The organism is Phenylobacterium aquaticum (assembly GCF_947378715.1).
Classification (GTDB): domain Bacteria; phylum Pseudomonadota; class Alphaproteobacteria; order Caulobacterales; family Caulobacteraceae; genus Phenylobacterium; species Phenylobacterium aquaticum_A.
In genome coordinates this window covers 1-18,858 of the sequence record NZ_CANCLE010000073.1, presented here as the reverse complement: position 1 = coordinate 18,858, position 18,858 = coordinate 1, and the positions used below count along the sequence as shown (strand labels likewise).

Sequence of the window (18,858 nt, the reverse complement as noted above, 5' to 3'; positions counted from 1 at the left end):
GCCAGCAGGGTCCAGCCGGCGTCGCGCAGGGCGTCCAGCGCCCCGGTCCCGCTGGCCAGGGGTTCGGCCTCGACCTCGTCGAAAACCAGCTCCGCCAGTCGGCGGGTCTGGTCGATGCTGGTCATGGGCGAACGGGCCAGGCCCTTGGCGTCGCCACGAACCAGATGCAGCCCCCGGGCCTGGTCGGCGACCACGATCAGGTCGGCGGTGAGGCCGCCCTCGACGAACAGCGCCTTGCCGCTCAGCTTGCCGGCGGCGGCCGTCACGCCCGCGCCGTCGCGCGCACCGGCGATGGGTTCGGAGATGGCCGCCGCGCCCTGGACCTCGCCGGAGGCCATCCTCGGCAGCCACGCGGTCTGCTGGTCGGCGGATCCCGCCCGCATCAGGGCCAGCGGCGCCAGAGCGCAGGCCCCCAGGAACGGGACCGGCGCCACGGCCCGACCCATGGCCTCGGCGGCGAGGGCGGCGTCCAGCAGGGTCAGGCCGAGGCCGCCGAACTCTTCGGGAATCAGCACGCCTGGCAGGCCGAAATCGCGCAGGGCGGCCCAGATGTCCGTCCCCGAATCCGTCAGGTCGCCGGCATAGGCGCGGACCCGGTCGAGAGGGCTGGCGTCGGCCAGGGTGCGGCTGAGGCTGTCTTGCATCAGCTTCTGGTCGGAGGTGATCGAGAAATCCATGTCGCGGTCCTCAGGCCTTGGCCAGCTTGGGTTCGCGCGGCATGCCAAGGCCCCGCTCAGAGATGATGTTCTTCTGGATCTGGGCGGTGCCGCCGCCGATGATCAGCCCCAGGTCGAACATGTAGTTCCATTGCCACGAGCCCTTGGCCCGCAGGTGCGGCCCGTCCTCATAGAGCACGCCCAGTTCGCCGAGCGCGTCGATGGCGAGCGCCGCGATCTGGTGGTTCAGTTCGCAACCCTGCAGCTTGACCACCAGCCCCGCCATGCCGGGCGCCTCGCCCCGCAGCGCGCTGGTCACGGTGCGTAGGCCGTTGAATTTCATCGACAGCACGCGGGACTGCAGCGCCATCAGCCGGTCCAGGAACACCGGATCTTCGATCAGCCGGCGGCCATCGACCGTCTCGGTCTTCATCAGCTCGATCAGATTGCCCAGCCGCGCCTCGCTGGCGTTGGGATCGCCCAGCATGCCGCGCTCGTGCTTGAGGGTCGCATTGGCCACGAACCAGCCCCGGCCGCGCCCGCCGACCACGGCGCTCTTGGGCACGCGGACATCGGTGAAGAACACCTCGTTGAACTCGGCCGATCCGGTCATGGTCTTCAGCGGCCGGACCTCGATGCCCGGGGTCTTCATGGAGAACAGCAGATAGGAGATGCCGTCATGTTTGGGCGCGTCCGGCTCTGTGCGCACCAGGCAGAAGATCATGTCGGCCTGGGCCGCCGTCGAGGTCCAGATCTTCGAGCCCTGGATCAGGAAGTCGTCGCCGTCCTCGACCGCCTTGGTCTGCAAGGACGCCAGGTCCGAACCGGCGCCCGGCTCGGAATAGCCCTGGCACCAGACCACCTCGCCGCGGAGGGTCGGGCCGATCCATCGGCTCTTCTGCTCCTCGGTTCCCATCTCCAGCAGGGTCGGGACCAGCATGGAGATGCCCTGGTTGGCGAAGCCGCGCGGCGCACCCGCCCGGTTGAACTCCTCGGTGATGATCCGGGCCTTCAGGATGTCGGGCTCGGCGCCGTATCCGCCATAGGCCTTGGGGATGGTGCGGGCGGCGTAGCCGTGCGCGATCAGCAGCCGTTGCCAGGCCAACGCCGCCTCGCGTGGCCGCTCCGCCCCGACGCCCGGCGCATAGTCGGCCTGATGGTCGGCGAGGAAGCCGCGCACCTCTTCCCGAAAGGCCTCCATCTCGGGCGTGAGCTTCAGGTCCATGGCCGTTTTCTCCCTGGTCTTTGGCCCAAGGCGAGCATTCTGCGGCGACCGGCGCAAGACTGACCTCAGGGAAGCCCAGGCCGGAATTTCTGCGGGGTCGCGCGCCGCCCGTCGCGGCGTTCGGTCGCGGACCCCAACAAACCCATGCGGTAACCATCCCCGGCATCGGAATCGCCTTGAATCCAAGGGACTTGGCCCAGGGTCGCCCGCCGCGCGGTAACCATTTCTTCAAGGCCCGTGCGCCACCTTCGCCAATGCGCCGACCCGGCGACCTGAGTCTGAGTCCAGACCGGGCCGGAGGTCGGCGCAGACGCGTTCGGCGGGCGGGACATGCAGGTGGCGATCGGAGAGCTTCAGACCAGACCTGAACGTCAGGGTCCGCTGGCCTGGCTTCCGGCTGCCCTGATCTGTCTGGTCGCGCTCGCCATGGCCGCCATGGCTCAGGCCGGGGCCCGAGACGCCGCCACCGCCGCCGGGGTGTTTCCGCCCTGGTGGAGCCGCGCCGCAGTGCTCGACGCCGCCAGCCAGGCCGGCGGAATCGTCGCCGTCGGCGGGGCGCCCTTCGTGGTGATCATCCATTCCGCCTCCGGCCCTGCAGCACCGCGCCTGCGCGCCGCCGGCGCCCTCGTCGCCCTGGACGCCGGCCTTGCCCGGCTGTGCGGAGCCTGACCGCGCCGATGTTCGCCAATCTCGCCGATCAGCGTCGTTTCGGAGACCGGGTGCTCTTGAGCGCCCTGTGGGCGGCTGCGCCGGTGATCGGGCTGGCGACTGCCGCGGCCAAGGGGCCGTGGCTGATGACCGCGCTCGGCGCGGCCGGCCTGGCCGGCGCCGCCACCGCCCTGAACCGGATCAAGCCCGACGCGCCCGCCACCCGCATGTCGGTGGCCGTGGCCCTGATGGGATCCGTCTCCCTGCTGGTGGGCGGCATGGCCGGCCGGCCCTGGCAGGTCGACCTGCACATGGCCTATTTCGCGGCCCTGGCCAGCCTGATCCTCTATTGCGACTGGAGCGCGGTCGCCGCCGGGGCCCTGGCCGTCGGCGCACACCATCTGGTGCTGAGCTTCATCCTGCCGGCCGCAGTCTTCCCCGGCGGCGGGGATCTGCGCCGGGTCCTGATCCACGCCGTCGTGCTGGTGATCGAAGCCGCAGCCCTGATGTGGGGCTCGCGCAGCGTCGCCCAGATGTTCGACGCCACCGCCGCCAATCTGAACCAGAGCCGCGAGGCCCAGCGCGAAGCCGAGGCCGCCCGCGAAGCCGCAGAGGTCGCCCGTTTCGCCGAATCCCACGCCGCCGACGAACGCCAGTCGCTGCAGTTCTTCGTCGAGGAAGAACGGCTCAGCGTCGTCAATGGCCTGGCCGAGGCCTTGGGCCGTCTGGCCCAGGGCGACATGGGCTGCCAGATCGGCGCCGCGTTCCCGCCGGAATACGAGCAGCTGCGCGCCGACTTCAACGGCGCCATAGGCCGGCTGTCCGGCGCGCTCACCGACATCATCGCGGCCGCCTCGGCGATCCGCAGCGGCGCCGGCCAGATGACCGTGGCCGCCGACGACCTGGCGCGCCGCACCGAACGCCAGGCCGCCAGCCTGGAAGAGACCGCCGCCGCCCTCGACCAGATCACCTCCACGGTGCGCAAGACCGCCTCGGGCGCCGAGGCCTGTTCCGACGTGGTGCTGGCCGCGCGGGGCGACGCCCAGACCTCCGGCCAGGTCGTGGCCCAGGCGGTCAACGCCATGAGCGAGATCGAGACCTCGTCCAGCCAGATCGGTCAGATCATCGGGGTGATCGATGAGATCGCCTTCCAGACCAACCTGCTGGCCCTGAACGCCGGGGTCGAGGCCGCGCGCGCGGGCGAGGCCGGCAAGGGCTTCGCCGTGGTCGCGGCCGAGGTTCGGGCCTTGGCCCAGCGTTCGGCGGAAGCCGCCAAGGAAATCAAAGCCCTGGTTGGCGCCTCAAGCGCCCAGGTCGAAAGCGGCGTGCGACTGGTCGGTGAAACCGGGCGCGCCCTGCAACGCATCGTCGACCGGGTCGCCGAGATCGAAGCCCTGGTCGCCGAGATCGCCGCCTCCACCCAGGAACAGTCCGTGAGCCTGGGCCAGGTCAATCAGGCGATCAATCACATGGACCAGGTGACGCAACAGAACGCCGCCATGGTCGAGCAGTCCACCGCCGCCAGCCATGCCCTGGCCAAGGAAGCCGAAGGCCTGGCCGACGCCGTGGCCCGCTTCCGCGTCGAACAGCCCGCCGCGACGGTCGCCACGACCGTCGGGCACTCCCCCGTCATGGCCGCCTACGCCGAGAAGCGCGCGGTCGCCCGCGGCGCCGTGGCCGCCCTGCTGAAGCCCACCGCTCCCCCCGACGAGTGGGAGGAATTCTGAACCCCATGGCCCCTCCTCTCGCCGACACCGGACGACCTCTATGAGCAAGACCGATTTCATTGACGCCACCGCCCTGGACACTCGCATCCGCGCGGCCCTGGCTGGAGCCTGGCCGCGAGGCTTCGGCGTGAAGGCCGGCGGCCGCGACAAGGCCTGTGACGAGATCGCCGCCCTGGTCGCCCAGGCTGTGCGCGAGGGCCAGGACGCCGCCAACCGCCGCATCGCCGCCGCCGAGCACGACCGCGACACCGCCGAGACCAACCTGGCCAAGGTGGCCGACGATCAGCAGACGGCTGTCAGCGGCCTGTCCGAGGCCCTGAGCGCCCTGTCGCGCGGGGATCTGTCCCACCGCATCAATGGGGCCTTCAGCGCCGACTACGCGCGGCTCAAGACCGAATTCAACAGCGCCGTCAGTCACCTGGAACAGGTGATGAGCGGCGTCGCCTCCAACGCCCAGGGCATTCGGTCCGGCGCGGACGAAATCAGCCAGGCCGCCGACGACCTGGCGCGGCGCACCGAGAAGCAGGCCGCCAGCCTCGAACAGACCGCCGCCGCCCTGGATCAGATCACCGCCACCGTGCGCCGCGCCACCGAGGGCGCCGTCCAGGCGGAGGCCGCCGCTCAGGAGGCCCGCACCGACGCCCAGGGCAGCGACGAGACCGTCCGCCAGGCGGTCGCCGCCATGAGCGCCATCGAGGGCTCCTCCACCCAGATCGGCCAGATCATCGGCGTCATCGACGAGATCGCCTTCCAGACCAACCTCTTGGCCCTGAACGCCGGGGTCGAAGCGGCCCGGGCCGGGGACGCCGGCAAGGGCTTCGCCGTCGTCGCCTCCGAGGTCCGGGCGCTCGCCCAGCGCTCCGCCCAGGCCGCCAAGGAGATCAAGGAGCTGATCTCCACCTCCAGCCGCCAGGTCGGCGACGGCGCCCAGCTGGTGGGGCGCACGGGCGAGGCCCTGGAGCGCATGGTCAGCCGTGTGAATCAGATTTCGGTCCTGATCACCGAGATCGCGGCCTCGTCCCGCGAGCAGTCGCTCGGTCTGGGACAGGTCAACGCCGCCATTAACGATATGGACAAAGTGACGCAGCAGAACGCGGCCATGGTCGAGCAATCGACCGCCGCCAGTCATGCCCTGCTGCGTGAGGCCGAGGCGCTGGGCGACAGCATGCGCGCCTTCCGCACCTCTCAGGCCCCCTCCAGTGACCGTCGCCCGGCGCCGCGCGCCCAGGCCCCGGTCGCCGCCCTCAAGACCGCCGGCCATCGTGGATCGGCCGCAGTCCGCCAACCCGCGCCTCGTCAAGGTGCTGATGAATGGGAAGAATTTTGATGTCGAACGATCCGGCAGCCGCCCTGGCGGCAGGTCCAACGACCGTGAGCCTCGCCCCGATCCTGGATCTTCAGGCGGCCGAGCCTCTGCGCGCCGAGCTGATGTCCCTGCGGGGACGGCGCCTCGATGTAGACGCCTCACAGGTCACTCGCCTGGGCGGTCTGTGTCTTCAGGTGCTGATGTCGGCGCGGAAAATATGGGCTGAAGACGGTGTGGTCTTAACACTGAATCAACCGTCTTTGGCGTTTTCAGAACAACTGGCGGCGTTCGGGAATCCCGAGCTTCATTGCGAGCCCGAAGGGGGACTTTCGTGAGCAAGACTGTACTGACCATCGACGATAGCCGCACAATGCGGGAAATGCTGAACCACGCACTGGTGGAGGCGGGCTACCGCGTCCTGCAGGCCGTGGACGGTGTGGAGGGCCTCGAGGTCCTGGAAGCCAACGGCGACGTGATCGATGTGGTGATCACCGACATCAACATGCCCCGCCTCGACGGCTTCGGCGTGATCGAAGGCGTCCGGGCGAGCCCGGCCCACCGCGCCACCCCGATCCTCGTCCTGACCACCGAAAGCGACGCGGCCAAGAAGGAGCGCGCCCGGTCCGCCGGCGCCACCGGTTGGATCGTGAAGCCGTTCAACCCGGTCAAGCTGGTCGACGCTGTTCGTCGGGTCGCCGCCTAAATCTTCTAATACGTTTCGGAGAGCGCTCCTTTGGATCCGTTCGAGAGCATCAAGCAGACGTTCTTTCAGGAATGCGACGAGCTCCTGACGGACGCCGAACAGGGGTTGCTGGCCATGGAGTCCGGCGACGCCGACTCCGAGACCATCAACGCGGTGTTTCGGGCGGTTCACTCGGTCAAGGGCGGCGCTGGCGCCTTTGGTCTTGAGGACCTGATCCGCTTCGCTCACGTCTTCGAAACGGTGATGGACGAAGTGCGGTCGGGGCAGATGGCCCTGACCGACGAGGTCGCCAAGACCCTGCTGCGGGCCTTCGACGTCCTCGCCGACCACGTCAACGCCGCCCGCGACGGCGGTAAGGTTGATGAGACCCGCTCCACCGGCATGCTCGATGAACTCAAGGCCCTGATCGGCCAGGAGGGCGAAGACGAGGATCTTGGCGGCGACGAGGACTTTGGTTTCGTGCCCCAGGCCTTCGCCATGGACCTCGACGACGACAGCGCTCCGCCCGCGGTGGAGCTGGAGCTTGATGCCCCGGAACCGGTCCTGGACGCCCCGGCGCCCGAGGTCGCCGGCCCGAACGTCTGGCGCATCGAGTTCGCGCCGAAATCGGAAATGTACGGCAAGGCCAACGAGGCCGGCCTGGTGCTCCGCGAACTGGCCCGACTGGGAGAGACCGAGGTCGTCTATGACGACTCGCACCTGCCGCCCCTTGACCAGCTTTCGGCGGAAACCGCTTACCTCACCTGGACCATCCGACTGACCTCGGACTGCGACTATGAGGCGGTCCACGAGGTCTTCGAATTCGTCGAGGACGACTGCGACCTCACCATCGTCAACGAGAATCCCAACGGCGCCGGCGCGCCGGTGGCCGAGCTGAGCGACGATGATCGCGCCGCCGCCTCGGCCTCCGCGCCCCTCGATCTGGACGCCCTGCTGGCCCGCGTGGCCGGCGGCGACGCTCCGGCCCCGGAGGCTGCGCCCGAGCCTGTGCTCGAGGCCGCGCCCGAACCTGAACCGGAGGCCGAACCGGTCGAGATCGAGGCCGAGGCCACCGCGCCCGGCGGCGATGTCGCCTCGCTGATCGCCCTGGCCCAGAGCGTCGAGACCCCGGCCGCACCCAAGGCCAAGGCCGCCGCCGCGACACCGCCGCCGGCCGCCGCGGCTGCAGCCGCGGCTCCTGCTGGCCTGCCCGCCCCCGCGACCATCCGCGTCGACCTGGACCGGGTCGACCGCCTGATCAACGCCGTCGGCGAACTGGTCATCCAGCAGGCCATGCTGTCCCAGCGCGTGCTGGAAAGCGGCCTGGCCCGCTCCTCCAATGTCGCCCTGGGCCTGGAAGACCTGGAGCTGCTGACCCGGGAGATCCAGGACAGCGTCATGGCCATCCGCGCCCAGCCGGTGAAGAGCGTGTTCCAGCGCATGCCGCGTCTGGCCCGCGAAGTCGCCGACATGACCGGCAAGCGGGTCAAGCTGATCATGGAAGGCGAAGGCACCGAGGTCGACAAGACCGTCATCGAGCGCCTGACCGACCCGATCACCCACATGCTGCGCAACGCCATCGACCACGGGCTGGAAGATCCGGAAGGCCGCGTGGCCGCCGGCAAGCCCGCCGAGGGCGTGGTGCGCCTGCGCGCCCTGCATCGTGGCGGCCGCATCGTCATCGAGCTGCAGGACGACGGGCGCGGCATCAACCGCCCCCGCGTGCGCGGCATAGCGGTCGAGAAGGGCCTGATCACCGAAGACGCGGTGCTGTCCGATGAGGAGATCGACAACTTGATCTTCCTGCCCGGCTTCTCCACCGCCGCGGTGATCTCCGACATCTCCGGGCGTGGCGTCGGCATGGACGTGGTCCGCCGCTCCATCCAGGGCCTCGGCGGCCGCATCTCGATCTCCTCGGAGCCCGGCAAAGGCTCGAAGTTCACCATGTCCCTGCCCCTGACCCTGGCGGTGCTGGACGGCATGGTGGTCACCGGCGCCGACCAGACCCTGGTCGCCCCGCTATCGGCGATCATCGAGAGCCTGACCCCCCGGGTCGAGGACGTGCACTATATCGGCGGCAAGGACGCGGTGATCCGCATCCGTGACACCTTCGTGCCGCTGATCGACGTCGGCGTGGCGCTCGGCTTCCGCGACACCCCGATCCCGCCAGCTTCCGGCGTCGCCGTGCTCGTCGAGAGCGAAGGCGGCGGCAAGGCGGCCCTGCTGGTCGAGGCCATCCAGGGCCAGCGCCAGGTGGTCATCAAGAGCCTGGAAGCCAACTACCAGCAGATCGACGGCGTGGCCGCCGCCACCATCCTCGGCGATGGCCGGGTGGCCCTGATCCTCGACGTCGACGCGCTGGTGACCTCCACCCGCCGCAAGCCGGCGGCCCGCAATGAAAAGCGTCTGGCCAGCTGACCCATGACCGAGATCGTTAGTCCGACCCATGGCGCCCGACACGAACTGATCGCCTTCCGCGTGGGCGACCAGGAATTCTGTGTCGACATCATGCAGGTCCGCGAGATCCGCGGCTGGACCCAGGCGACGCCGCTTCCACGCGCGCCGAACTACATCAAGGGCGTCATCAACCTGCGCGGCGCGGTGCTGCCTGTGGTCGACCTGGGCGCGCGCCTGGGCCTGGCGGTCACCGAGGTCACCGCCCGCCACGTCGTCATGGTCGTCAACCAGGGCAGTCGCACCCTGGGCCTGCTGGTCGAGGCGGTTTCAGACATCCTCAACATGACCGAGGACATGATCCAGCCGACCCCGGACATGGCCTGCGACACGGTGAAGACCTTCGTCAAAGGGCTGTTCTCGATCGACGGGCGGATGATCAGCCTCATTTCCCTCGAGCGAATCCTACCTGAAGTGGAAGCCGAGGCGGCATGACGACAGCATCCGACTCCCGGTCGAAAAACGGCGGCCTGGTGGACGGGGAGTTCCTCTTCACCAACGAGGACTTCAAGACCATCGCCCAGATCCTGCACGCCCATGCCGGCATAGCGCTGGCGGAAGGCAAGGCGGCCCTGGTCTATTCGCGCCTGGCCAAGCGCCTGCGGGCCTTGGGCCTGCGCAGCTTCCGCGACTATTGCACCCTGATCCAGGACGCCCGCGAGGTCGACGAGCGCCAGGCCATGATGGCGGCTCTGACCACCAACGTGACCCGCTATTTCCGCGAGCCGCACCATTTCGACCACCTGCGCGACCAGGTGCTGCCGAAGCTGGTGGAACAGGCCAAGCGCGGCGGCCGCATCCGGCTGTGGTCGGCGGCCTGCTCCAATGGCCAGGAACCCTATTCCATGGCCATCACCGTGCTGGCGGCCCTGCCAGAGGCGGCCAATCTCGACGTCAAGATTCTGGCCACCGACATCGACCCCAACATGGTCGCCGAGGGCCGCGCCGGCTTCTACCGCGAGGACGCCATCGCCCCGGTGCCGGTCGATCTGCGCCGCCGCTGGTTCAAGAAGGCCGGCGAAGGCCGCTGGGAAGTCGCCGATGAACTGCGCGAACTGGTCTCGTTCCGCGAACTGAACCTGATCGGCGACTGGCCGATGAAGGGCAAGTTCGACGCCATCTTCTGCCGCAACGTCGTGATCTATTTCGACGAACCGACCCAGGAACGCATCTGGGGCCGCTTCACGCCGCTCCTGAATCCCGGCGGCACTCTCTATATCGGCCACTCCGAACGCGTGACCGGTCCCGCGACCCAGATCTTAGAGACCACGGGTCTCACCACCTACTCGCTTAGGAGCGGTCGATGAGCGTCGGCGTCCTCATAGTTGACGACTCCGCCACCATGCGGGGTCTTATCGCGGCGGCGCTGAAGCGTGACCCGGACATCGAGGTCCTGGGCTTCGCCAATGATCCGATCGAGGCCCGCGAGCAGGTCAAGAAACTCAATCCCGATGTCATCACCCTCGACATCGAGATGCCGCACATGAACGGCCTGGAGTTCCTGGAAAAGATCATGCGCCTGCGCCCGACGCCGGTGGTCATGATCTCGACCCTGACCCAGGCCGGCGCCGACATCACCGTGGCCGCCCTCGAGCTGGGGGCCGTGGAATGCATTGGCAAGCCGCAGGGGGGCGCCGGCATCGGCGACGCCTTCGCGGGCCTGCCGGAAAAGGTCAAGGCCGCGGCCCGGGCCCGGGTCCGGCCCTATTCGGGTCCGATCGCGCCGGTCGAACGGGAAAGCGGCTACCACGCCGCCAAGGACCTGATCCTGGCCATCGGCTCCTCCACCGGGGGCGTCGAGGCCCTGATGACGGTGCTGGCCAATTTCCCCGAGACCTGCCCGCCGACGGTGATCACCCAGCACATGCCGGCGACCTTCACCAAGAGTTTCGCCGCCCGCCTGGACCGGATTTCCGGCGCCCATGTGCAGGAGGCCTATGACGGCGCCAAGCTGCTGCCGGGCCACATCTACGTGGCCCCTGGCGGCGAGGCCCACCTGGAGGTGACGTCCTCCACCGCACCCGTCTGCCGCCTGCGCGAAGGCGAGCCGGTCAATGGTCACCGCCCCTCGGTGGATGTGCTGTTCGACTCGGTCGCCAAGCTTGGCCGGCCCAGTGTGGGCGTGATCCTGACCGGCATGGGCCGGGACGGCGCCCAGGGCCTGCTGAACATGCGGCAGAAGGGGGCTCGCACCCTGGGGCAGGATGAGTCGAGTTGCGTCGTCTACGGCATGCCCAAGGCCGCCTTCGAGTTGGGCGCCGTGGAAAAGCAGGTCGGTCTCGCCCGGATGGGCCCCGCCATACTCAACGCTTGTTCGGCCACGGCCGAACGTCAAAGGAGCGCGTAATGCCCGCAGCTTCGGCCATCAAGACCCTGATCGTCGACGACCAGCAGACCATGCGGTCATTGATCCGCACGAGCCTGCACGCGATCGGGATCACCAACACCCGGGAGTCGCCGGACGGTGAGGAGGCGCTGCGCGCCATGCTCGCCTCCCCGACCAATCTGGTGATCACCGACTTCAACATGCCCAAGCTTGACGGGCTGGGCCTGCTGCGCGCGATCCGCGCCCACGGCCCGATCGCCAAGACCGCGGTGATCATGCTGACAGGCCGCGCCGACAAGGAACTCGTGCAGCGCGCGGTTCAGTTCGGGGTCAACAACTACCTTGTGAAACCCTTCACCACTCAGACGCTAAAAGAGAAGATCGAAGCGGTGTTCGGGGTCCTCACATGATCGTTGAAAACACGCCGCACCGACCCGGAAAGCGGGTCCACGTGGTCCAGGGAGAGCACTCGATCTCCAGCGATCCGGACGTGATGATGACCACCATCCTGGGCAGCTGCGTGTCGGTGTGCATGCGCGATCCGGTGGTTGGGATCGGCGGCATGAACCATTTCCTGCTCCCCGAGGGCAAGGCCGAGGGCCTTGACGAGGGCCGCCGCTATGGCGCCTTCGCCATGGAGCTCTTGATCAATGAACTGCTGCGGTCCGGCGCCCGGCGTGAGCGTCTTGAGGCCAAGCTGTTCGGCGGCGCGCGGATGTTCGGCGGACTTTCTGACGTCGGTGCGTCGAATGCGGCCTTCGCGGAAAAGTTTCTTAAGGACGAAGGTATCAAACTCGTAGGCTCAAGCCTGGGCGGGGTCGGCGCCCGGCGCGTGCAGTACTGGCCGACCACGGGTCGCGCTCAGCAACGCATGGTCACCGACACCCATGAGGTCGCGGCCCTCAAGGAAGTCCCGCGTAAACCAGCGCCTCCCGCAGAGGACGAAGGATCCTTGGAGCTGTTTTGATGTCTCAGTCCGCCGCGCCCGCCTACACCCCCGAGGTGCTCGCTTCACTGGCCTCCGAACTGGAGCACGCCGGCGAGCTGTGCGATCGCCTCGAGATGCTGGTCACCCAGCTGGTGCGCGCCAGCCGCGGCGAGCCGCTGGAGATCGCCCTGCATGAGGCCCAGACCCTGGATGTGCTGACCCAGCACCTGGCGGCCTTGGCGACCTTCACCCGCAAGCTCTCCACCCAAGCCGAGAGCGGGCACTATGATCTGACCGACGCCGTGGCCGGCGTCACCCTCGGTGATCTGGCCAAGCGCCTGGCGAAGGCCACTCGCGAAAGCGAAGCCTTCGCGGCCCAGGCGTCCGGCGACCTCGACCTCTTCTGACGGACATTCGCCATGGCGTTGGACCCAAAGATACGTATCAATCTTGAGCGGTCCGTCGTCCTGCTCGCGGACGGCAACCCGACCGCGCTTGAAGCCCTGACCGGGATGGTGCGGGGCTTTGGGGTGCGCAAGCAGTTCAAGTGCAAGTCCGGGGCGGAGGCGATGCATGTCGTCAAGACCCAGGAACTCGACCTGATCATCATGGACTCGATCATGCCGGACATGGACGGCTATGATTTCATCCGCTGGCTGCGGCGTGAATCCCAGCCGGAAGCCCAGTTCACCCCGGTGATCCTGCTGTCCGGCCACGCCGCCCGCAGCACGGTCGAGAAGAGCCGCGACTCCGGCTCCAATTTCGTCATCGCCAAACCCTTCACGCCCGAGCTGCTGCTGCAGCGCATTTTCTGGGTCGCCAAGGACGAACGCCAGATGGTCAAGGCCGACTACTATGTCGGCCCAGATCGTCGCTTCAAGAATCTTGGGCCACCGCTGGGCATCAAGGGTCGCCGCAAGGGCGATCTGTCCGGGAATATCGGCGCGGCCACGGACCCGAACATGGATCAGAACGACATCGACATGCTGCTGAAACCGTCTCGGGTGGCGCTGTGAGCGAGCCGCAATTCATCAAGGTCAAGTACAGCCTGTCAGAAAAGGCCGCCAAGCCCGGCGGCATGACCGCCGAGATGGCCAATGAGCGCGCCATGCGCGAGCTGGCGGCCCTGGGCGGCGACGCGCGCAAGGCCCTCGACGCCTCGATCAAGCGGCTCGAAGGCCACTGCCAGGCCAAGACCGCCACGGTCGACACGGTCTATGAAGAGAGCAGCGTCGTGCTCGACATCGCCGGCATGTTCAACCAGCGCATCCTCTGCGACGCGGCCTACAGCCTGTGCGAACTGTCCGATCGCCTGCGCACCACCAACCGCCACGACTGGGCGTCGATCGGCGTGCACGTCCACGCCCTGCGCCTGATCTGGTCCAAGGACAAGAATGTCGGGCCCGAGATGAAGGAAGTGGTCGACGGCCTTTGGGCCCTCACCGACCGGATGACCCCGGGCTAGGTCACGGCGATGGACGGGCCGAAATCATCGGCCCGTCGCACAGCGTTCGAATTCTGAAACCAGATCTTCGCGGCGTCTCAAGCGGCCGTCGAGCTGTCCGGCCGGGCGAAGCGCTGGCTGACCTGGCGCAGGCCCTCCAGAATCGCCTGGGTCCCGGCGCCATCCTTGGTCGAGGCCGTGCGCAGCAACAGCTTCACGGCGCGCAGATGCACCGCCACGGCGTTGTTATCCCAGATCGACTTCTCGGTCAGATAGTCGAGCAGGTCCGACAGGCTGATCAGGGCCGTGTCGACCGCCTCCAGACCACAGGCCGTCGGCACCCCGATCGCCGCGCTCACCGTCGCATAGAGCTCCGCCGAGACCTTGGGGTCGAACTGTCCCTGGGCGCGGGCGACGATCGTCTCGGCGGTGACCAGCATCTTGTCGAGATCCGCCATGCAGTCGCCCTGCAGACCTTCCAGCCCCTGCTTGGCGTCGGCCATGGCCTCGGCCACCGGCTTGCCGCCCGGCGTCCGCAGCAGCTTGGCCAGCCGGTTCTCTGGCACGTGGATCGTGACGGGACCGCTCATATGCTGACCTTTCGTGTTTTCATCATGCCGTCGATAAGCTCCTGGTCCATGTTGGGCATGGTGGCTTCACCCACCTCCAACGGCAGGTCGTCGCGGCGTCGCCCGGCCATGCCGGCCGGAACGCCCTCGTTCTTGAACCGCCGGTCGGGGCCGACATAGCTGTCGCACTCCACGAACCTGCGGCCTTCCTTGGAAATCCAAAGGATCCGCTCCAGCACCGAGATCGGGGTGAGCGGCTTGGCCAGAATGAAGTGGGCGCCGCAGTCACGCGCCTTGTTCACCGCCCGGCTGGGGGTGTGCCCCGCGGTCAGCAGGACCGGGGCGAAACAGTTCGGCTGGATCTTGCTGCGCCGCAGCCAGTGGATGAACTCATAGCCCGCGCCATCCGCCCCGAGCGAATCGACCACCATCAGGTCGATCTCGTTCTTCTGGACCACGACCTCGGCCTCCGCCACGCTCTCGCAGCGGTGGACGGTCTTGGCGCCGAACCCCGTCAGGATCTGCACGAGGATGCTCATCCCCATCGCGTTCGTGTCCAGGATCAGGACGGACGCGCGCTGCAGATTGAATCGGGCTCTCGATTCCGGATTAAGCCCCATGTTCGCTCCAAGGCGCCGCGGCGCGCACCGGCGGCTGAACCCCAATCCCAGACCGCCGCGACCCATGCCGCGACCGGTCCGTTTGACTCTCCGTCAACATCGCCAATGAGCGTTAATAAGACATTCTTTTTGGGCGAACGACGGTGTCGCAGCCGCCCATCATGGGCGATGGGGCGGCCCGTCGGGACCCGCCGGTCGAAGATAGATCGGGTTGCCCAGCAACAGCAGCTTTCCGGCGGCGTCACGGACGTCGAACCTCAGCCAATGAACCGCGCCATCGGCGGCCAGGATGAAGTCGCGGCGGGTGTCCGGGCCGTCCAGGGGCCGGTCGCCGCCCACCGCCTGGATCAGGGCGGCTCCGTCCCCGGAGGCCACCAACCTCCCGCCCGGAACCCCCACGACGTGCACTCCGATCCGCGCCGGCGGCCCCGCGCCCACCGCCAGCACGTCGCCCATCTCGGCCCGGGCGGCGCCGGCGGTCGCCTCGACCTCCAGCAGGCGGTCGCGAGATCCCTCCACATCGATGAAGACGTGGCCGGCGCGGATCGCCGCCAGGATCGAGGTCTGATCCAGGGCCTGGGCGTGAACCACCGTGGTCGGAACGCCGATGGCCGAGGCGCGCACGGCATCGAGGCCGGCGTCATGATTGTCCGATCCGCCGATGGCGGTGATCCTTTGGCCTGAGTACAGCCGCGCTTCCCAGAACGGAATTCCCGACAACGGTCCATCGGCCCGCCCTGCGACCAGCAGGGCGCCGCCATTCACCGCCTCGATCGCGGCGAACCGGGCGAAGGGCGTATTGGGCGCCGTCCAGCCGCAGCCCATGCAGGCCTCGCCCGAGGGCATGGCCGGATGATTGATGGAGATCAGGCCATGGGCCGCCTCGACCTCGTCGAGGATCGCGGCCAGATCCGGCGCGCGGGCCGAGCCCAGCTGGAAATCCAGCGACGCGACCGGTCCGAACACATTGGCGTGCCCCTGGAAGGTGGTGATCTCCCGCCCCGGGATCAGCAACAGGTCGTCGAAATAGGGCGCCAGTTCGCGCAAGGCCTCGCTCTGGGACGTGGCGTTGTGGTCGGTGACCGCGATGAAATCGAGCCCCCGCGCCCGGGCCGACTCCAGGGTGCGGAACACGGGGCAGGCGACCTTGACGCCGCGCCGCGACAGGCACGCCCCGTCGGAATGGCCTGAGTGCATGTGCAGGTCGCCGCGATACCAGCCGGGGGCCGGATTGATCGCGGCGGCCGCGAAGCCGGCGAAGGGCTCAGGTCCCCGATCGAACCAGATGTTCGCCTGATAGGTCGCCGTCTCGGTCTTGCGGATATTGGGCACGCCCAGCACCAGACGCCAGACACCGGCCGGCAAGGGGCCGGGCAGGTAGCTCGGGGTGGCGTCGGTCTCCGCCACCGTGACCCGGGCCTTGTTTCCCCCGCTCCAGCCGCGCAGCCGCTGGGGATCGCGCAGGCCGAGGTCGATCGTGGTGTGCTGCGCCTTGCCTGAATAGTCGAAGCTGAGGGTCAGGCGGGTGACCCCGGCCGGAACCTTGAACGGAACCTCGCGATAGGTCTGGTGATCGGCGGCCGCGACGGCGCCGCGCAGGATCAGGTCCGGGGCCCGCTCGGCGGCCCGCGCCGTCTGCCCGATGTTGGCGGCGATCAGGGCCAGGATAATGGCCGGCAGGAACTTCAGCATGGCTTGCGACTCCGCGATGAACGCCTGTCTCAACCTAGCAAAACGCCCTCCCCCGGGGTCCGGGAAAGGGCGCTGATTGCTGCAGGTCATGCTGCGCAGCACGGCCTGCGGTAAGTCATTCAATTATCACGGTGACTCGTTTGAAAAGATGATCGTGCCGGAGGCCGCGAACATGCCGCCGACGCCGTGGCAGACGCTGATCTTGGCGTCCTTCACCTGGGCCGGCGCGATGCCGCGCATCTGCCGCACGCTCTCCTGCAGGGCGTACATCCCGTACATGCCCGAGTGCATGTAGGAGAGGCCGCCGCCATTGGTGTTCAAGGGCAGCTTGCCGCCGATCGCCGTGTTGCGCTCACGGATGAAATCCTTGGCCTCCCCGGGCTTCACGAAGCCCAGGTCCTCCAGGCCGTAGAGCGGCAGGTGGGCGAAGGCGTCATAGATCATCAGGTGATCGACATCGGCGTGCTTGATGCCCGCCTCGTCGAAGGCCTTCTTGCCGGAGACGCGGAACGCCTTGGAGCTGTTGAAGTCCTCCATCTGGCTGACCAGCGGGGTCTCGACGCTCTCGCCTGTGCCCAGCACATAGACCGGCTTGTTCGGGAAGTCCTTGGCGCGGTCAGCGCTGGTCAGGATGAGCGCCCCGCCGCCGTCGGTGACCAGGCAGCACATCAGCATGCGGAACGGCCAGGCGATCATCGGCGAATTGAGCACGTCGTCGACGGTGATCGGGTCCTTGAAGCTGGAGCGCGGATTGAGCGCCGCCCATTCCCGCTGGACCACGGCGACCATGGCCAGGTCCTCCTCAGTCACCCCATGGGTCTTCATGTAGCGAAGCACCGGAATGGTGAACATGGTCGGCGGTGAGGTGACCCCAAAGGGCAGCTCGAACTGGCCCATCAGGCTCGACGGCGAGCGCGGGAAGCCGCCCGCGCCGACCCGGCTGCGGCCCGATTCCCCGTGGGTGATCAGGATAGTCTTGGCCAGGCCCGCATTGATGGCCGCCGCCGCGTGGCGGACGTGCAGCATGAAGGAGCAGCCGCCGACGCTGGTGCCGTCGGCATAGGTGGGCGTGATGCCCAGATAGTGGGCGAGCTCGACGGGCGAGATGCCGGCGGTGGCGACGCCGTCGATGTCCGAGGGCTTGAGCCCAGCGTCCTTCATGGCGTTCAGCGCGGCGTCGGCGTGCAGGCCGATCACCGAGACGTCCGGGATCTTGCCCATTTTCGTGGTTTCAGCAGCGCCCACGATGGCGACGGATTTCTGTTGCATGATCGCGCCTCAGCCCTTCGCCGGTTGGAACAGGGGCAGCGAGATGTCGTCGTTCTGCTTCTCGAACACGACCTCCACGGCCATATCGAGTTGCAGGGCGTCAGGCGTCTGCGGGCAGCCGATGATGTTGGTCATCAGGCGCGGGCCTTCGGCCAGTTCGACCACGGCGATCGAATGCGGCTCGGTTCCCATGGCCGGGTGGGGCCGGTGGTTGATCACGTAGGAATAGAGGAAGCCCTTGCCCGAGGCCTTATAGACCTCGACGTTGCGGCTGGCGCATTTGGGGCAGAAGGCGCGGGGCGGGAAATAGCTGTGGGCGCAATCGACGCAACGCTGCAGGCGCAGCTCGCCGTCCTTGCACCCCTCCCAGAAATGCCGGGTCTCCGGCGTGGGTTCGGGCAGAATACGGGGCATGTAAAATCGGTCCCTAATCGAAAATGGCTGTGGTCTTGGCCCCCAAACGAGGGCGGCGCAGCAAAGCCGAGGTCGGGGCTCGTGTCGATGGGTTACGTGACGCCAGGCTCAGCTAAGAACGGCTGATCGATCCGACCCGCGGCGTCATAGCCAAAGCCCAGGTCCGGATACCAGCAGGCGTCCTCGGCGGGCCGACGTGAGCCGACCTCCAGCACCACGGCGTCGCGATCGCCGCGGTTCTGGAGATGGTGGCCGTCCGGAACCCCCGCCGCGAAGCCCGCGCAGTCTCCGGACTTGAGCACCACCTCTCCCGCCTCGGTGACCAGCACCACCTCGCCCTCGACCACCCAGATGAATTCGTCCTCGGCCCGGTGCCAGTGGCGCTGGCTCGACCAGCTTCCGGGCGGGATGCGCATCAGATTGACGCCGAACTGGGTCAGGCCCGCCGCGCGACCCAGCTTCCAGCGCCTCAGACCCTGGCAGGGCGCGTCCAGGGGCGGGTCGTAGCCGGAGCCCTCGCGCAACTCGACCTGGTCCATCTCGATCTTCGGCATGGGGCGCTCCCGTGGCGGCTTGGCAGTGTGATCTTGCATCCGACGGCCCCCGCCGCCAAACAGCTCGAACCCGCCACACGGACCCCCAGCATGAGCCGCTTCTGGAGCGACCTGACCCACGCGCTTTCGCCCTATGTTCCGGGCGAGCAGCCGCGCTTGGCTGGCCTGACCAAGCTCAATACCAATGAGAGCCCCTACGGTCCCCCACCCGCCGTGTTGACGGCCATCGCCGCCGAGGCGGCCGACACCCTGCGGCTCTATCCCGACCCCGCCTCGACCGCGCTCCGCGAGGCCATCGCCGCCTATCACGGCCTGGACGCCGACCAGGTGTTCGTCGGCAATGG

At 68.1% G+C, this 18,858-nt stretch carries 22 protein-coding genes and 1 pseudogene; 15 read left to right on the top strand and 8 right to left on the bottom strand.

Annotation, left to right across the window (positions count from 1 at the left end):
* Both Q7P21_RS11310 and Q7P21_RS11305 read right to left on the bottom strand, forming a co-directional pair.
* Positions 1 to 677, bottom strand: a 677-nt coding sequence (locus Q7P21_RS11310) for an acyl-CoA dehydrogenase family protein (protein WP_304177158.1), incomplete at its 3' end; no start/stop codon positions are given.
* A gap of 10 nt (positions 678 to 687) precedes the next feature.
* On the bottom strand, positions 688 to 1,881 hold the full coding sequence (locus tag Q7P21_RS11305) for an acyl-CoA dehydrogenase family protein (protein ID WP_304177156.1): 1,194 nt from the start codon (positions 1,879 to 1,881) through the stop codon (positions 688 to 690).
* A 330-nt stretch (positions 1,882 to 2,211) separates the two neighbouring features.
* Between Q7P21_RS11305 and Q7P21_RS11300 the strand changes: the two genes are divergently transcribed.
* From Q7P21_RS11300 to Q7P21_RS11235, 14 genes are read left to right on the top strand one after another with little or no spacing between them, the layout of a single operon-like run.
* Entirely contained in the window at positions 2,212 to 2,550 is a 339-nt protein-coding gene (locus tag Q7P21_RS11300) for a hypothetical protein (RefSeq protein WP_304165915.1), read from the top strand.
* 8 nt (positions 2,551 to 2,558) lie between these two features.
* Complete coding sequence (locus Q7P21_RS11295; RefSeq protein ID WP_304165913.1) at positions 2,559 to 4,256, top strand: methyl-accepting chemotaxis protein; 1,698 nt, start codon at positions 2,559 to 2,561, stop codon at positions 4,254 to 4,256.
* 40 nt (positions 4,257 to 4,296) lie between these two features.
* On the top strand, positions 4,297 to 5,583 hold the full coding sequence (locus Q7P21_RS11290; protein ID WP_368670098.1) for a methyl-accepting chemotaxis protein: 1,287 nt from the start codon (positions 4,297 to 4,299) through the stop codon (positions 5,581 to 5,583).
* Entirely contained in the window at positions 5,583 to 5,897 is a 315-nt protein-coding gene (locus Q7P21_RS11285) for an STAS domain-containing protein (protein ID WP_304165912.1), read from the top strand. Before Q7P21_RS11290 ends, Q7P21_RS11285 begins: the two co-directional genes overlap by 1 nt.
* Complete coding sequence (locus Q7P21_RS11280) at positions 5,894 to 6,265, top strand: response regulator (protein ID WP_304165910.1); 372 nt, start codon at positions 5,894 to 5,896, stop codon at positions 6,263 to 6,265. The genes Q7P21_RS11285 and Q7P21_RS11280 overlap by 4 nt, the downstream gene beginning before the upstream one ends.
* Positions 6,266 to 6,295: 30 nt before the next feature.
* Positions 6,296 to 8,662: a chemotaxis protein CheA gene (locus tag Q7P21_RS11275; protein ID WP_304165907.1), complete on the top strand. Its 2,367-nt coding sequence runs from the start codon at positions 6,296 to 6,298 to the stop codon at positions 8,660 to 8,662.
* A 3-nt stretch (positions 8,663 to 8,665) separates the two neighbouring features.
* Positions 8,666 to 9,133, top strand: a complete 468-nt coding sequence (locus tag Q7P21_RS11270; RefSeq protein ID WP_304165905.1) for a chemotaxis protein CheW — start codon at positions 8,666 to 8,668, stop codon at positions 9,131 to 9,133.
* Entirely contained in the window at positions 9,130 to 10,005 is an 876-nt protein-coding gene (locus Q7P21_RS11265) for a protein-glutamate O-methyltransferase CheR (RefSeq protein ID WP_304165903.1), read from the top strand. Before Q7P21_RS11270 ends, Q7P21_RS11265 begins: the two co-directional genes overlap by 4 nt.
* Positions 10,002 to 11,045 carry a chemotaxis response regulator protein-glutamate methylesterase gene (locus Q7P21_RS11260; protein WP_304165900.1) on the top strand — a complete coding sequence of 348 codons (1,044 nt, stop codon included), beginning with the start codon at positions 10,002 to 10,004 and terminating at the stop codon, positions 11,043 to 11,045. Before Q7P21_RS11265 ends, Q7P21_RS11260 begins: the two co-directional genes overlap by 4 nt.
* Entirely contained in the window at positions 11,045 to 11,434 is a 390-nt protein-coding gene (locus Q7P21_RS11255; protein WP_304165897.1) for a response regulator, read from the top strand. The genes Q7P21_RS11260 and Q7P21_RS11255 overlap by 1 nt, the downstream gene beginning before the upstream one ends.
* Positions 11,431 to 11,991 (top strand): chemotaxis protein CheD, encoded by a 561-nt coding sequence (locus Q7P21_RS11250; RefSeq protein ID WP_304165895.1) that lies wholly within the window; start codon positions 11,431 to 11,433, stop codon positions 11,989 to 11,991. Before Q7P21_RS11255 ends, Q7P21_RS11250 begins: the two co-directional genes overlap by 4 nt.
* The gene (locus Q7P21_RS11245; protein WP_242562983.1) at positions 11,991 to 12,359 is read left to right on the top strand and encodes a hypothetical protein; all 369 of its coding nucleotides are present in this window, start codon (positions 11,991 to 11,993) and stop codon (positions 12,357 to 12,359) included. The genes Q7P21_RS11250 and Q7P21_RS11245 overlap by 1 nt, the downstream gene beginning before the upstream one ends.
* A 12-nt stretch (positions 12,360 to 12,371) precedes the next feature.
* A complete protein-coding gene (locus Q7P21_RS11240; protein WP_304165893.1) occupies positions 12,372 to 12,968 on the top strand; it encodes a response regulator in 597 nt (198 codons plus the stop codon).
* A complete protein-coding gene (locus Q7P21_RS11235; RefSeq protein ID WP_304165891.1) occupies positions 12,965 to 13,417 on the top strand; it encodes a hypothetical protein in 453 nt (150 codons plus the stop codon). The genes Q7P21_RS11240 and Q7P21_RS11235 overlap by 4 nt, the downstream gene beginning before the upstream one ends.
* 77 nt (positions 13,418 to 13,494) lie before the next feature.
* Here Q7P21_RS11235 and Q7P21_RS11230 read toward each other — a convergent pair whose 3' ends face one another.
* The 6 genes from Q7P21_RS11230 to Q7P21_RS11205 form a co-directional block, all read right to left on the bottom strand.
* The gene (locus Q7P21_RS11230; protein ID WP_304165888.1) at positions 13,495 to 13,986 is read right to left on the bottom strand and encodes a hypothetical protein; all 492 of its coding nucleotides are present in this window, start codon (positions 13,984 to 13,986) and stop codon (positions 13,495 to 13,497) included.
* Positions 13,983 to 14,585 carry a response regulator gene (locus Q7P21_RS11225; protein WP_304165886.1) on the bottom strand — a complete coding sequence of 201 codons (603 nt, stop codon included), beginning with the start codon at positions 14,583 to 14,585 and terminating at the stop codon, positions 13,983 to 13,985. The genes Q7P21_RS11230 and Q7P21_RS11225 overlap by 4 nt, the downstream gene beginning before the upstream one ends.
* A gap of 159 nt (positions 14,586 to 14,744) precedes the next feature.
* On the bottom strand, positions 14,745 to 16,277 hold the full coding sequence (locus tag Q7P21_RS11220) for a CehA/McbA family metallohydrolase (protein WP_304165884.1): 1,533 nt from the start codon (positions 16,275 to 16,277) through the stop codon (positions 14,745 to 14,747).
* A 126-nt stretch (positions 16,278 to 16,403) separates the two neighbouring features.
* Positions 16,404 to 17,546, bottom strand: a complete 1,143-nt coding sequence (locus Q7P21_RS11215) for a hypothetical protein (protein WP_304177154.1) — start codon at positions 17,544 to 17,546, stop codon at positions 16,404 to 16,406.
* A gap of 9 nt (positions 17,547 to 17,555) precedes the next feature.
* A complete protein-coding gene (locus Q7P21_RS11210; RefSeq protein WP_304165880.1) occupies positions 17,556 to 17,960 on the bottom strand; it encodes a Zn-ribbon domain-containing OB-fold protein in 405 nt (134 codons plus the stop codon).
* A gap of 92 nt (positions 17,961 to 18,052) precedes the next feature.
* On the bottom strand, positions 18,053 to 18,514 hold the full coding sequence (locus tag Q7P21_RS11205; protein WP_304177153.1) for a cupin domain-containing protein: 462 nt from the start codon (positions 18,512 to 18,514) through the stop codon (positions 18,053 to 18,055).
* Positions 18,515 to 18,604: 90 nt separating this feature from the next.
* On the opposite strand from Q7P21_RS11205, the pseudogene Q7P21_RS11200 reads away from it, so the two are divergent.
* Positions 18,605 to 18,858: pseudogene (locus Q7P21_RS11200) on the top strand (histidinol-phosphate transaminase); the annotation flags it as partial.

Bases quoted from the DNA above. Each gene is read 5' to 3' on its own strand.
- Q7P21_RS11305 (WP_304177156.1), bottom strand. From the start codon at position 1,881: ATGGACCTGAAGCTCACGCCCGAGATGGAGGCCTTTCGGGAAGAGGTG.
- Q7P21_RS11300 (WP_304165915.1), top strand. From the start codon at position 2,212: ATGCAGGTGGCGATCGGAGAGCTTCAGACCAGACCTGAACGTCAGGGT.
- Q7P21_RS11295 (WP_304165913.1), top strand. From the start codon at position 2,559: ATGTTCGCCAATCTCGCCGATCAGCGTCGTTTCGGAGACCGGGTGCTC.
- Q7P21_RS11290 (WP_368670098.1), top strand. From the start codon at position 4,297: ATGAGCAAGACCGATTTCATTGACGCCACCGCCCTGGACACTCGCATC.
- Q7P21_RS11285 (WP_304165912.1), top strand. From the start codon at position 5,583: ATGTCGAACGATCCGGCAGCCGCCCTGGCGGCAGGTCCAACGACCGTG.
- Q7P21_RS11270 (WP_304165905.1), top strand. From the start codon at position 8,666: ATGACCGAGATCGTTAGTCCGACCCATGGCGCCCGACACGAACTGATC.
- Q7P21_RS11265 (WP_304165903.1), top strand. From the start codon at position 9,130: ATGACGACAGCATCCGACTCCCGGTCGAAAAACGGCGGCCTGGTGGAC.
- Q7P21_RS11260 (WP_304165900.1), top strand. From the start codon at position 10,002: ATGAGCGTCGGCGTCCTCATAGTTGACGACTCCGCCACCATGCGGGGT.
- Q7P21_RS11255 (WP_304165897.1), top strand. From the start codon at position 11,045: ATGCCCGCAGCTTCGGCCATCAAGACCCTGATCGTCGACGACCAGCAG.
- Q7P21_RS11250 (WP_304165895.1), top strand. From the start codon at position 11,431: ATGATCGTTGAAAACACGCCGCACCGACCCGGAAAGCGGGTCCACGTG.
- Q7P21_RS11245 (WP_242562983.1), top strand. From the start codon at position 11,991: ATGTCTCAGTCCGCCGCGCCCGCCTACACCCCCGAGGTGCTCGCTTCA.
- Q7P21_RS11240 (WP_304165893.1), top strand. From the start codon at position 12,372: ATGGCGTTGGACCCAAAGATACGTATCAATCTTGAGCGGTCCGTCGTC.
- Q7P21_RS11230 (WP_304165888.1), bottom strand. From the start codon at position 13,986: ATGAGCGGTCCCGTCACGATCCACGTGCCAGAGAACCGGCTGGCCAAG.
- Q7P21_RS11225 (WP_304165886.1), bottom strand. From the start codon at position 14,585: ATGGGGCTTAATCCGGAATCGAGAGCCCGATTCAATCTGCAGCGCGCG.
- Q7P21_RS11220 (WP_304165884.1), bottom strand. From the start codon at position 16,277: ATGCTGAAGTTCCTGCCGGCCATTATCCTGGCCCTGATCGCCGCCAAC.
- Q7P21_RS11215 (WP_304177154.1), bottom strand. From the start codon at position 17,546: ATGCAACAGAAATCCGTCGCCATCGTGGGCGCTGCTGAAACCACGAAA.
- Q7P21_RS11210 (WP_304165880.1), bottom strand. From the start codon at position 17,960: ATGCCCCGTATTCTGCCCGAACCCACGCCGGAGACCCGGCATTTCTGG.
- Q7P21_RS11205 (WP_304177153.1), bottom strand. From the start codon at position 18,514: ATGCCGAAGATCGAGATGGACCAGGTCGAGTTGCGCGAGGGCTCCGGC.